This window comes from Pseudoalteromonas sp. HL-AS1, assembly GCF_031198785.1.
GTDB lineage: Bacteria > Pseudomonadota > Gammaproteobacteria > Enterobacterales > Alteromonadaceae > Pseudoalteromonas > Pseudoalteromonas distincta.
In genome coordinates, this window is the sequence record NZ_CP133569.1 from 2,864,779 (window position 1) to 2,878,286 (window position 13,508).

Below are 13,508 nucleotides of genomic sequence, written 5' to 3' on the forward strand. Positions count from 1 at the left end.
ACAAAAAAACCGCTCAATGAGCGGTTTTTTATTGCTTATAGTTTATTAATTTAAACCAAGCTTTTTAAGTTCTGTTTTTACTAGCTTTGCAGAAAGAGGTACATAACCATCTTTTTCTACAATTTGCTGACCATCTTTTGAAAGTACCATTCTTAAAAATTGTTCTTCCATAGGTGATAGCGGCTTATTCGGGTGTTTATTCACATAAACATATAAAAAGCGCGATAGCGGATATTTACCTTGCGCAACGTTATCAAGTGTTGCATCAACAAAGTTATCGCCTTTTTTAGCAAGCGGTACTGTACGTACGCCCGATGTTTTATAACCGATACCAGAGTAACCAATTGCATTTAATGAAGATGAAATTGACTGTACTACCGATGCAGAGCCTGGTTGCTCATTTACGTTATTACGGAAATCACCTTTACACAGTGCTTTCTTTTTAAAGTAACCGTAAGTACCTGATACTGAGTTACGTCCGTAAAGTTGAACGTCTTTAGCTGCCCAGTCACCTGTTAAACCAACATCGCTCCAACGGTTAACTTGCTCTGATGCGCCACATTTACGAGTAGATGAAAAAATCGCATCTACTTGGTCAATACGAAGACCTTCAATTGGATTATCTTTATGTACAAATACTGCAAGTGCATCAATAGCTACACGTACTTCTGTTGGTTTGTAACCGTAACGTTTTTCGAACGCTTCGATTTCTTTAGATTTCATTTTACGGCTCATTGGACCTAGGTTAGCTGTACCTTCGGTAAGTGCCGGTGGCGCAGTAGAAGAACCTGCCGCTTGAATTTGAATATTTACATTTGGGTAAATACGTTTGTACTCTTCAGCCCAGAACGTCATCATGTTGGCTAAAGTGTCAGAACCTACTGATGAGAAGTTACCTGAAACACCACTAATTTTTTGGTACTCAGGAATATCTTGGTCTAAAGCAACTGCTTGTGCAGATACGAAAGTTGTAACAGCCACACCCATTGCGGCAACTAAGTTTTTAAATTTCATGTAGGGTTCTCCGGTTTGTTCGTCCCATTTTCTAACTGCTGCCCACTCTAAAGTGAGTACATGACAGTTACATTACTCTTAAATGACACTTTTATGACTTGACCTATTAGCTTAATTATTTAGTCAGCGAAACTATCTTATCTATTGAAAATTCAAAAGAAAAACACGATCCTTTGTTAACTTCACTACGAATATTTAATTTACTATCATGGCGAGTTAACACATGTTTTGTTATAGCGAGCCCTAAGCCTGAGCCACCTGTTGTTCTGCTCCGAGCTTTATCTACACGATAAAAACGCTCAGTTAATCGGTTAATATGCTCAGGCGCAATACCATCACCATTATCGGTAACACTAAAACACGCTTTATTGTTTTTGCGCTGCCAGCATACTTCTACTTTACCGCCTGGTTTTGTGTAATGAATCGCGTTGAATACTAAATTAGAAAACGCACTACGCAGTTCATCCTCAGAGCCTTTAATATCAAGGGTTTTATCAATATCAAAAATAAGTTCGTGGCCTTTGTCTTGATTAATTGAGTTTGCTTCAGTGTGAATATAACCAAGTAATTGCGGCACATTTATAGCTTTATCATTGTCTTGGCGACGAGCACCTTCAATACGCGAAAGCGATAGTAATTGGCTGACTAAGCTATCCATGCGCTTGCATTGTTCAAGCATAGTATTTTGCGCTTTGTTCCACATTGCTGGCGGCGGCATCATGTCGCCATCCATCATCTCAAGATACCCTGTAACCACTGTAAGCGGTGTACGTAGTTCATGCGACACATTGGCTACAAAGTCTTTACGCATCTGTTCAAGCTGTTTTAAGCGCGTTACATCACGTACCACAACCATAAGTTGCGTACTTGCATATGGCATTACCCTAAACTCAAGCACCTGCTCAATACTATGACCGTTATCCAGCTCAAGCGCGTCGTCAAATTCGCCTTTGTGCATGTATTTAGCAAACTTAGGTTCGCGAATTAAATTATCAAGGCGCTGACCATGATCGGTAGGCCACTGCAAACCAAGCACTTTAAGGGCTAATTGATTACACCACACAATACTTAAATCGTTTTGTAATACCACAACCGCATCAGGTACCGCTTCAGCCCCATCGCGAAAGCGACGAATTAAATCTGCAAGCTCATTACGTTTTTTACGATTACGGTGCTGGAGATGATAAATACCCTCGAACACTTGCTCCCAAGCACCCTCACCCTCTGGTGGATTAAAGCTGCGTTGATTAAGTAGCCAATCGCTCAAACGATAAAGTTGATGGTAGTGCCAAATAAGGAGCGAAAAAGATCCTAAAAATAAAAGCAAAAATGGCGCGCCAACCAGCACACCAATTAATAGTAAGGGTAAAAAATAGATAAACAGGCGTTTAACTAACGCCTGTTTATTAACAACTCGATACATACACTCACTTTACCTTAGAGTAGTAATACATGCGTATTTTACACATTAGCTAAGCTTTAAGCTGATCACAGCTTACTTGAAAAACGATACCCAGCGCCACGTACTGTTTGCACCAAACGGTCATGTCCAAGTGGGCCAATTGCTTTACGCAGGCGACGAATGTGCACATCAACCGTGCGATCTTCTACGTAAACGTTAGTTCCCCACACATGATCAAGCAGTTGTTCACGGCTATAAACACGCTCTGGGTGAGTCATAAAAAAGTGCAGTAATCTAAATTCGGTTGGCCCCATATCAAGCTCGTTACCTTCTGAGGTAACACGATGAGAAATAGGGTCTAAACGCAGGCCATGTACTTCAATAGCTTCTTCTAATGAGGTTGGCGATACACGGCGAATAACCGCTTTAATACGTGCCATAAGCTCTTTAGGAGAAAACGGCTTAGTGACGTAATCATCTGCACCTACTTCAAGGCCGCGTACTTTGTCTTCTTCTTCGCCGCGAGCTGTAAGCATAATAATTGGGATTTGGCGGGTGTGTTCGTTTTGCTTAAACTTTTTAGCAATTTGAATACCGCTTCCACCTGGTAACATCCAATCAAGTAAAACCATATCTGGGTAAGGTTCAACCATAGCTGCAATAGCAGAGTCGTAATCTTCTGCTTCAATTGCTTGAAATCCATTTTGCTCTAAAACAAAAACCAACATCTCCCTGATAGGAGCTTCGTCATCTACGACTAGTACTTTACGTGACATTCCAATTTATCTCTTACGCTATCGAATTAGTTTTCATTATTATGACTAAGTATGACATTTTTATGAAAGTGTAACGTGTAAATTAAAATGGTGGTAAAAAAAACACAAATTAGTGACAAAAAACCTCATTAACGTCATATTTTTAAAACCTTTTTAATATTTAACGTAATAAAAAGAGATTTACGATAAATTTATGTAATGGCTAACTTTTTGAAATTATCTTTTTTATATCGCTATTTAAACCACTAAACAATATTAAACTAGCTGGGATCATTGTTTTACTAACCAAGACATTTTTACAGATCGATCGTTTAAAAGTAGCTTTAAAGCCCTTTTAAAATCAACAAACCCGCCTGTGTAACAAACAATACGCTCAAAAATAGATCTAAATTTTACTAAGCTCCAAATAAAGGATCAGATTTTTACCAAGCCGATCAACCCTCAGATCAGAGTTGTACCTAGTCAAAGCCATAAGTTGTTGATTGTTTATACAAATAAATAACGATCAAATTATCTCAGAACCCATATATAGCATTAAAGTGTATTTGGCTTAGTAAAGTAATGATCCGAAAAAGGCTGTGTTAGTAAATGCGTGATCCCAAAATTCCGCGTTGGTAATGCAGTGATCTGATCAAAAAACCGTAATCTGTAATATAAAAAGGGCTGACATTAAAAAAGCCAGCAACAAAGTTACTGGCTTAGGGCCTGTTGACCTTTCAGGATTAAAATTTGTTCAATCTAGGGGCGATTTAATCGCGGCTTGAGGTTTGTAATCTAGCGGGCTAAGTAAAAACCGAGCAAAGCCTCCGCGTCCTGCTCACGCCCCTTACCTACATCCATGTCATAGGTAAGATCTTAAGAAATTGAGTTGAAGCTCAATTCATGATCAAATGGTTGTTACCACACAAACCACAGAATCAAGAAAAGAGCTTCAAATGAATGCTAACATTTTTATTAATAAGTTAAAAAGTATCCTAAGTGAAAAAAAACTGAACCGACTTGGTAAACAAGTAGCATTTACTAAAAGAGAAAGAAATATTACCGCATTTCATATGGTTGTTAGTCTTGTTGCTGCGCTTGGGGATAAAAAAACGATCTATTTATCCGAAATATTAAGAGTTTATAACCAGCTAACAGGGCAGTCTATTAAGTATAAGCCTTTTCATAACCAGTTAGTTAAACCTGAACTAGCTGAACTAATGCGAGAGGTAACAAATAGAGTTTTTAATTGTTGGATAAATGATGCGCTTAAGTACACTAAAAAAGATTTGTTCAAGTTTGAGAATATTTTAATTCAGGACGGTAGTTCTATTATGCTTCATCGTTCTTTAAAAGATGTTTTTCCTGGGCGATTTTCAAATACGTGTCCAGCAGCCATTGAATTGCATGCTACTTTAAATTTAACGCAAGGTTGCTTTGAAAAAGCAGGTATAACACCAGACAGTTACTCTGAACGTGAAGAACTTCCAACATTTAAAGAGTTGAAAGGACAGTTGTTACTTGCTGATAGAGGATATTATTCAGGTAGTTATATTCATGAATTAGATAAAGCAGGAGGATTTTACGTATTAAGAGCGAAGGGATTAAAAGCAGTCAGAGTACATAATGCTTTTAAGCAAAATGGACAGGAATTAACAGGAAGTCATTCCCCAAAGTTATGTGAATTGCTTCCCGAATTACCTAAAAATGATCTTATTGATATGAATGTTAGCATAAAAAACAAGCTAACAAGAGTCGTTGGGTATTGGTCAAAAAAAGAAAAACAATATACATTTTTAGTCACTAATTTATCTATTGATGAATTTACAGCGACTGAAATAGGCAAATTATATAGGTTACGCTGGCAGGTTGAATTACTTTTTAAGGAGTGTAAGTCTTATAATAATTTACGCGGCTTTCAAACATCAAACGCAACCTTACAAGAGGCGCTAATTTATGTAAGTTTAATAGTAACCACGCTTAAAAGATTTTTAACTGGCTGTATTGAAAAGATATTTAAAACTGAAATGTCTACAATGACAGTAGCAAAAACAACGGGTGTTTGGTGGATTGCCATATTAACAGCGATTATTAGGAAGCATAGGAAAGGATTGTTAAATGCAGTTAATGGAGCATTTGACTTTCTGAGGAAAAATGCAGCTAGGGCACACCCCAAACGCGATCGAAAAACAGGAGTATTTCAGTATGGGGTAGAGCCAAATTTTTAAGGCTGTACTTAATGTTTTTCTTAAGTACCTACCTATGACATCCATGTAGGCAACAAAGAGTAAATTGCCCCTAGGCAGAGCCCTTCGGGCAGCGCATGTTTGGCATTTATTCCACGTTATCGCCTATTTATGGGGAATAACCACACTGCATAGGCTCTGCCTTGCCTAAATACCAAACATACTGCTGCAAATTCAACCTCGAAAAATAAACAGGCCCTAATAATGATCAATTATAAATTGATCTATTATCTAATTTTAGGGTCTAGTTCGCCGCTTAAGTATTTAAGGTGCATTTCATCAAGTGAAATTGGCTTAATTTTACTAGCCTGACCAGAAGTACCAAACGAGTTATAGCGTGCAACGCAAATCTCTGTCATTGCTTTAGTCGCTTCAGCTAGGTATTTACGTGGATCAAAGTTAGATGGGTTAAGCGCCATATGACGGCGAATTGCACCGGTAGATGCTAAACGTAAATCGGTATCAATATTTACCTTGCGAACACCAAACTTAATGCCTTCAACAATCTGCTCAACTGGCACACCATAAGTTTCTGGAATTTCGCCACCGTACTGATTAATAATTTCTAACCATTCTTGAGGAACTGAAGATGAGCCATGCATCACTAAGTGCGTGTTAGGAATACGGGCATGAATCGCTTTAATGCGATCAATCGCTAAAATGTCATCTGTTGGTGGGCGAGTAAATTTATAAGCACCGTGTGAAGTACCACAAGCAATTGCAAGTGCATCAACGTGTGTTTTATTTACAAAATCAGCCGCTTCTTCAGGGTCTGTTAGCATTTGATCCGTTGTTAATAACCCTTCTGCGCCAACGCCATCTTCTTCGCCAGCTTCACCTGTTTCAAGTGAACCAAGTACACCTAGCTCGCCTTCAACCGATACGCCACAGGCATGCGCCATCGCAACAGTTTCGCGCGTTACTTCTACATTGTATTCGTAGCTTGAAGGGGTTTTTCCGTCGCTCATTAACGAGCCATCCATCATTACTGATGAAAAACCAAGCTGAATTGAACGCTGACACACACCTGGCGATGTGCCGTGATCTTGATGCATTACAACTGGGATATGTGGCCATTCTTCAACGGCTGCTAAAATCATATGACGAATAAATGGAGCACCAGCATAAGCACGTGCGCCAGCTGATCCCTGAACGATTACTGGGCTGTTTGTTTTGTCAGCCGCTTCCATTATTGCGCGCATTTGCTCTTGATTGTTAACATTAAAAGCAGGTACGCCGTAACCATGCTCTGCTGCATGATCTAAAAGTTGTCGCATACTGATTAAAGCCATTGGGTATTCTCCAATTTATCGACAGTAGTTCCCTACCATCTAGTTTGAACGGATGTGTTAGTTTGGCGTTATAACAACGCCACGAAAAACCACTGCTTTGCAGTAATATTCCGTCTAAATTAACGACTAAATTAGGGTGAGAGGTATTTAGTAATTAATTGTCGGTGAGGGCTATTACCCCCTCACCTTACGCCACTAAAATTACTTAGCGCGCGACTCTAGCATTTCAACTGCTGGAAGTTTTTTGCCTTCTAAAAACTCTAAGAACGCACCACCACCAGTAGAAATATAAGATACTTTATCGGCAATGCCGTATTTATCGATTGCGGCTAAGGTATCACCACCACCGGCGATTGAAAACGCATTTGAGTTAGCAATTGCTTGTGCAATAGCACGTGTGCCATTACCAAACTGGTCAAACTCGAACACGCCAACTGGGCCATTCCATACAACAGTGCCTGCATTTGCAATAATTTTTGCAAGCTTGCTCGCTGTATCAGGGCCAATATCAAAAATCATATCATTGCTTGTTACTTCGCTTACATCTTTAAGCGTAGCTACAGCAGATTCAGAAAACTCATTACCAACCACTACGTCAGTCGGTACCGGAATTTCACCATTATTAGCAATCGCTGCTGCACATAAACGGTTAGCTTCATCCATTAAATCAGGTTCGTAAAGCGACTTACCAACTGGGCTACCTGATGCTGCAATAAAGGTATTTGCAATACCGCCGCCGGTAACTAATTGGTCAACAATTTTAGAAAGTGAATCTAAAACGGTAAGCTTAGTAGATACTTTAGAACCACCAACAATCGCAACTAATGGGCGTGCTGGATTATCAAGTGCTTTGCCTAACGCTTCAAGCTCAGCCGATAACAGCGGACCTGCGCATGCCACATCGGCAAATAAACCAACGCCATGGGTAGATGCTTGTGCACGGTGAGCCGTACCAAATGCATCCATTACATATACATCACACAGTGCAGCTAGTTGCTTAGATAACGCTTCGTCGTTTTTCTTCTCGCCTTTGTTAAAGCGCACATTTTCAAAAACAACCACTTCGTTATCAGCAATATCAACACCGTTTAAGTAATCTTTTTCTAAACGTACAGTTTGCTCAAGGGCATCGTTTAAGTAATCAGCGACAGGTGCTAGCGAAAACGCTTCATCATATTCCCCTTCCGTAGGACGGCCAAGGTGTGACATAACCATTACTTTAGCACCCATCTCAAGCGCTAATTTAATAGTAGGTAGTGCTGCACGAATACGCGCATCTGACGTCACTTTACCTGCTTTAACTGGTACATTTAAATCTTCACGAATTAATACGCGTTTGCCGTTTAAATCTAAATCTGCCATTTTTATGACCGACATGAACATCTCCTTAGTTAACGATACTGAACCTGAAAAATACGTTTAAAATTATTATATTAATAAATTACTTATTCACTGCCATCATAGCACACGCTGTGTCGAGCATACGATTAGCAAAACCCCATTCGTTATCACACCATACTAATAACTTTATCAGTCGTTTGTGACTAACACGTGTTTGTGTGCCATCAATAATACAAGAATGTGGGTCGTGATTAAAATCAACCGATACAAGCGGCTCTTCGGTATAACTTAAAATACCTTCTAAGCGGTCTTTTGCTTGCGCTTTAAGTGCATTATTTACTGCATTTAAATCTACATCGGTATTAACCGTTACACTTAAATCCATTGCCGTTACATTTATAGTAGGTACGCGTACGGCGATGGCTTCAAAACGGCCTTTAAATTTAGGTAAAATACGGTCTATACCACGGGCGAGCTTTGTATCAACTGGAATAATTGATTGGCTTGCAGCGCGAGTACGGCGTAAATCATGATGATAACCATCAATCACTTGTTGATCGTTCATCGACGCATGAATCGTTGTAATAGCGCCCGACTCAATACCAAATGCATCATCTAATACTTTAATAACCGGCACAACACAGTTAGTTGTACACGATCCGTTAGAAACAATTGTGTGCTCGCTTTTAAGCTCATCGTCGTTAATGCCATACACAATCGTAGCATCAACATCGTTATCGGCCGGATGCGAAAACAACACCTTTTTAGCGCCTGCGGTAATATGTAACTGCGCATGTTCACGCGAGTGATAAACACCCGTACATTCAAGTACAACGTCTACATCGAGCGTTTGCCAAGGTAATTCAATTGGGTTTTCTTCACAAAAAAGTGCAATGGTATCGCCTGCAACACTAATGGTGTCTTCACCAAGTTTTACAGGAAAAGAAAAACGACCGTGGGATGTGTCGTATTTTAATAAATGAGCAATAGCTTCAGGATCAGCAAGTTCGTTAATCGCAACAATTTTTATATCGTCGCTCAAACTAGACTCGTATAACGCGCGGACAATATTTCGACCAATACGACCAAAACCATTAATTGCAAGTTTGATTGCCATGAAATATAAAATCCACTCTTTTAGCGTGCAGATAAAGGCAATACGCCTTTTAGATGTCTGTATTGTAATCGACCTTGCATCTGATTATAAGAGGGAAGCATTAGAAACTTTAAATTAAGGTTAAAGAGCTTAGGCATTGCAAGCTCTTCAAGGGGTCTGACTTTTTAAATTAAGTTTTTTATACTAAATTTTTCAAAGCGTTAATTATATCTTCTGGCTCAGAACGAGTACGATAATCAACATCAACATACCGCCAAGTCACTTTACCTTGTTTATCTAAAACAAAGGTGGCAGGGATCGGTAAAACACTACTATTGCCATTGTTCACCGACTCTAAATCTAGGCCTCGGTCTACTCGCATATGCTCGAGTAAAAATGTGGGTACTTGCCATGCTACTCCGTAGCTTGCTGCTACATCTGCATTTTGATCACTCATAACTAAAAAATCCATTTTACTTATATCGCTTTCGCTCATTGAGCCATCGGGTACTTGCGGGCTAATAGCCACCAATTGTGCGCCTAATGCGTGAATTTCAGGTAAACGTTCTTGAAGCGCTTTGAGCTGTAAATTGCAGTACGGACACCAACTTCCACGATAAAAAGTAACAACTACAGGCCCTTTAGCAAGTAACTCAGTTAACTGCACCGATTGACCATGCTGATTTGGTAACTCAAAACTTGGTGCGATTTGGTTTAAATCAAGTGCATTAGCACCTTGTTGAAACGCTTTTGCTTGTGCAATCGTTTCATCAACACCTTTCATAAAATCAGGATTACCTTTTCGCCCTTCTGCTATTTTTGCCTCGGTTTGTACTTTTAATGTGTTGCTTTCATCGCTCATAGTATCGCTACCTTCAAATTAATCAAAAACGTAAAGCCAGCTTACATTATGAAAATGTATTTGAAATGAAAATTTTAACTTAATCATTTACTTCTAAATCAAACACCACGTTTATTGATGATTTAAAGCTTACCGTTTGTTGTAGATAATTTTTGCGAGCTTTAGGAAAAGAATCGCTTATTGGATTTACTCTATCTATTTTTTTAACCGCTGCACCAAAACCACTGTAAACACTTTTTTGAGTTGAGCTAATAGTGCGTACTTCACCCACTTTTGTATCAAAGGAGTTAGCAAGCATATTTGCTTTTTCTTTTGCGTTATTAAGTGCTTGTTGTGTAGCTTGTGCTTGTAACAGCTCAGCTTTTGAAGATAAAAACTCAGTACTTTGAATCGCATTTACTTTTAAATTCAATAAAAAATCACTTAAATCATTCACTCTTTCAATATTTTTTAGTGTTACTTCAAAAATCCTTATAGCTGCGTATTCAGCGGGAGCCTGATGCCCTGTTTCAATGTAATCCATACCCGTTTTTTCAACTTTAACACTTGAGGCGACTACATCATCGGCAGTTATTTCAAATTGACTTAGTCCGTCAATTAGTAAATTAACTTTATTATCAAGATCGTTCTTAGCTGCTAAAGGTTCGTTTTTAATACTTATAATTTGAAATAGTATTTTAGCTATATCAGGAACGGCAAGCACCTCTGCAGTCCCTTGAACCGAAATTTGACGGCTTGTAGGTAAGCCTGAATTAGCAAAAGTGATGAGTGGGAATAAGGTTAAGAAAATGGCAGTGATGAGTTTCATGATCGTCCTTGAAGTGATTAGTTAGATAATGATTACGTAACTGTACCTATAAGTTATACGGATAACAATAAAAGTAAACTGCTCTTTATTGTAGGCGGGAGTTTATCTCGCGCGGCATAAAGCCCCGCCTTCAGCCAACCTACATCAACTCGCCTACTTTTAACTCTTTGCCACGGCTTATTTGATGACACTGGGCTAGCAGTAACTCGGCAGTGGCTTGTGCATCGGTCAATGCGTGATGGCAATGATAGCTTGGTAACTCATAACGTGTGCGGCAAGCATTAAGGGTTAAATCATCTTGTTTTATTTCAGTTGAATGATGGAGTAAGCGCTTTTGCTCAATATGCAGTGTGTCGATTATGAGTTTAGGACGTATAGTTATATTGGCATTTTTAAGCGCTATTTTTAAAAAACCCCAATCGAGCATGGCATTATGAAACACTAAAATACAGTCGCTAAAGTGGCTGCTTAGTTGCGTTAATATACTGTTTAGGCTTAGCCCCTTTGCTATAGCATCATCGCTAATTCCATGAAAAACAGGGCTTTGCTCAAGGCTTTTTACGTTTTTATTTATAAGGTGCTGCGACTCGCTCATTTTTATACATTGGTTATCTATTATCACCCACGCTACCGATACAATTTCGTGCTGTTTTGCATCAAGGCCAGTTAGCTCTAAATCAATCACCAAATAACGTTGTTGTAAGGCATTTTTGCCTAGTAATTTACGGCGCTTTAAATACCGAGTGAGCAGCTTTTTTACCATGTTAGTAATCCATCATTATAAACTGCCGCGAGCAAACTTAAACGCGGCGGCTTGCTGCGCTTGTTTAACAAGGTAAAACGCTTCTTTTAGTTGATGGCGCTCTAGTGAGTTTAATTTATTAGGGTTAATGCAATTACTCGGTAAGCCCTCTTCGTTTATTTGTGTACTCAAGCGCTGCTGCGTTAAGAACCGCCAGCAGTCTTTTAGGTTGTATATATCTTCTTTGCTGATCAGTTTATGTTTTAGTAGTGCGTCCAACCGCTCTTGCGTGTTGGCGCGCCTAATACCCGCTTTTAAAGCGTATAACCGCACTATGTCATTTATAATTACAACACCGCGTTTTTTTAAATCTATGTATTTATTATTTTGATCTGTTTTTTCGGTTTTAAATTTATTAAATAAACCAATTGGCACGCTGTTGCTGCTTATGTCGGTTGCCATTGCGGCATAGAATAAGTCGTTACGCGATATACGAATTAGTTGCTCGCAAAAAGCCGTGTATAAAGCATTTGAACCTTCAATAAATCGCAGGTCAAAAAATATCTTACAGTTAAGCATTGCATTGGGTGTGGGGCTTTTTATCCATTTAAAAAAGCGCTCGCTCCAGTCGTTGACGCTCATACGGCACTCATCACTGCTTGCCATAATATTACCTGGGCAACGCCTAATGCCGCACTCAACTAAATTCTCGCATACAAACTCGCCCATACTTTTAAAGTAAGCGTGTTGCTCGGTGGTTAAGTCGTTAGGGAGTAATAAGCCGTTATCTTGATCTGAATGCAGGGTTTGTTCTTCGCGTGCTTGCGAGCCAAAGCAAATAAAACTAAAGCTGGTTGGCGCTGCGCCATGCTCTTCTTGAAATAAGTGAATCAGGCGCGATGTAAGCGCATCGGTTAAACCACTGAGTAATTTACCAATTAGCGATATGTCGTCAATGTTGTACGAAAAACTACGCAAAAGTTCGGGAATTTCTTTAGCGTAGCGTTTTAAATCAGTAACAGTGTGCGCTTTATATATGCGCCCAATAAGCTGTACGGGGTCACTTTTTTGTTGGCGCAGTAAATCGGTGCTGGTTATCATCCCTATCGGGTTATGGTTTTCGTCAAGCACGGGCAAATGGTGAATATTGTATTTAAGCATTAAGTGCAGCGCCGAAAACACCCGGTTATTTTCAAATATAAACTTAGGTTTTGCGGTCATAATACTGCTTACTGCGTCTTGTGGATCTACCTCGTCGGCAAGTACTCGGTTGCGTAAATCGCGGTCGGTCACAACCCCTACTAAGTGCGCGTGCTGCGTTATCATTATTGACGATACGCCATGCTCTTTCATTTTTTTAGCGCTTTGCCTAATACTTGCATCGGGCGTAAGCGTAATTGCTGTGCGCGTCATCAGCTCTGATATTTTACGTTCCGACCAGCTATCGTTCTTACTTTTATAATGCGATGACAACAACCGGTTAGCATGAGCGCGTACAAAGTATTGCTCAAACGATTTATATTCTCTGCGTAAAAAATCAAAGTGCGTTTGAGAGAGCATATACACTATCCCCTCTTTTTGTACTTCTAACCTATTTTGAATTGCCTCACCGGTTAATAGCGACGGAAAACCAAAATAGTCACCTTGCGCTAAGCGCGTAACAACATCGCCCTTGCCATCAACGAGGTCGTACAAACCAGAGCGAATTAAAAATAGTTTAGGGTTTTCACTTTGTAACCACTGAGTTTGGTTTTCGCGGGTAAGGTAAATAATATCAAGATGATTTACAAAGTATTCGCATGCGCTGCTATCAAGCATAGTAAAAGGCGCTTGCAAACAAACGTATTGGGCTATTTCTTGTTGTTCTACACTCATTGTATTCGCTCTTTAAATGGTGATGTACCAATCTAATGTACTTATTTATTAAACAAATAAAAAGCCCGACTAAAG

11 protein-coding genes are annotated in these 13,508 nt (G+C 39.4%); 1 reads left to right on the forward strand and 10 read right to left on the reverse strand.

From position 1 onward, the window contains the following. Positions 1–45 precede the first annotated feature (45 nt). The 3 genes from RB214_RS13305 to phoB form a co-directional block, all read right to left on the reverse strand. Positions 46–1,014: a PstS family phosphate ABC transporter substrate-binding protein gene (locus RB214_RS13305; protein ID WP_024598975.1), complete on the reverse strand. Its 969-nt coding sequence runs from the start codon at positions 1,012–1,014 to the stop codon at positions 46–48. Positions 1,015–1,129: 115 nt separating this feature from the next. Continuing rightward, positions 1,130–2,437 (reverse strand): phosphate regulon sensor histidine kinase PhoR, encoded by a 1,308-nt coding sequence (gene phoR / locus RB214_RS13310; protein WP_002962688.1) that lies wholly within the window; start codon positions 2,435–2,437, stop codon positions 1,130–1,132. A 65-nt stretch (positions 2,438–2,502) separates the two neighbouring features. After that, a complete protein-coding gene (gene phoB / locus RB214_RS13315; protein ID WP_006791869.1) occupies positions 2,503–3,192 on the reverse strand; it encodes a phosphate regulon transcriptional regulator PhoB in 690 nt (229 codons plus the stop codon). 935 nt (positions 3,193–4,127) lie between these two features. Here phoB and RB214_RS13320 point away from each other — a divergent pair. After that, positions 4,128–5,399, forward strand: coding sequence for an IS4 family transposase (locus RB214_RS13320; RefSeq protein ID WP_309167444.1), 1,272 nt, complete (start codon positions 4,128–4,130; stop codon positions 5,397–5,399). 245 nt (positions 5,400–5,644) lie between these two features. On the opposite strand, the gene fba is transcribed toward RB214_RS13320, so the two are convergent. The 7 genes from fba to RB214_RS13355 form a co-directional block, all read right to left on the reverse strand. After that, on the reverse strand, positions 5,645–6,709 hold the full coding sequence (gene fba, locus RB214_RS13325) for a class II fructose-bisphosphate aldolase (RefSeq protein ID WP_002961523.1): 1,065 nt from the start codon (positions 6,707–6,709) through the stop codon (positions 5,645–5,647). A 201-nt stretch (positions 6,710–6,910) separates the two neighbouring features. Further along, the gene (locus tag RB214_RS13330; RefSeq protein WP_165736258.1) at positions 6,911–8,086 is read right to left on the reverse strand and encodes a phosphoglycerate kinase; all 1,176 of its coding nucleotides are present in this window, start codon (positions 8,084–8,086) and stop codon (positions 6,911–6,913) included. Between the two features lie 64 nt (positions 8,087–8,150). Further along, positions 8,151–9,167 carry an erythrose-4-phosphate dehydrogenase gene (gene epd, locus RB214_RS13335; RefSeq protein ID WP_309167449.1) on the reverse strand — a complete coding sequence of 339 codons (1,017 nt, stop codon included), beginning with the start codon at positions 9,165–9,167 and terminating at the stop codon, positions 8,151–8,153. A gap of 178 nt (positions 9,168–9,345) precedes the next feature. Continuing rightward, positions 9,346–10,008: a peroxiredoxin-like family protein gene (locus tag RB214_RS13340; protein ID WP_309167451.1), complete on the reverse strand. Its 663-nt coding sequence runs from the start codon at positions 10,006–10,008 to the stop codon at positions 9,346–9,348. Between the two features lie 79 nt (positions 10,009–10,087). Then, positions 10,088–10,816: an SIMPL domain-containing protein gene (locus RB214_RS13345; RefSeq protein WP_182748897.1), complete on the reverse strand. Its 729-nt coding sequence runs from the start codon at positions 10,814–10,816 to the stop codon at positions 10,088–10,090. Between the two features lie 139 nt (positions 10,817–10,955). After that, positions 10,956–11,579, reverse strand: coding sequence for a 3'-5' exonuclease (locus RB214_RS13350; protein WP_309167454.1), 624 nt, complete (start codon positions 11,577–11,579; stop codon positions 10,956–10,958). A gap of 15 nt (positions 11,580–11,594) precedes the next feature. Continuing rightward, positions 11,595–13,433 carry a DUF294 nucleotidyltransferase-like domain-containing protein gene (locus tag RB214_RS13355; RefSeq protein WP_309167456.1) on the reverse strand — a complete coding sequence of 613 codons (1,839 nt, stop codon included), beginning with the start codon at positions 13,431–13,433 and terminating at the stop codon, positions 11,595–11,597. Positions 13,434–13,508: the final 75 nt, after the last annotated feature.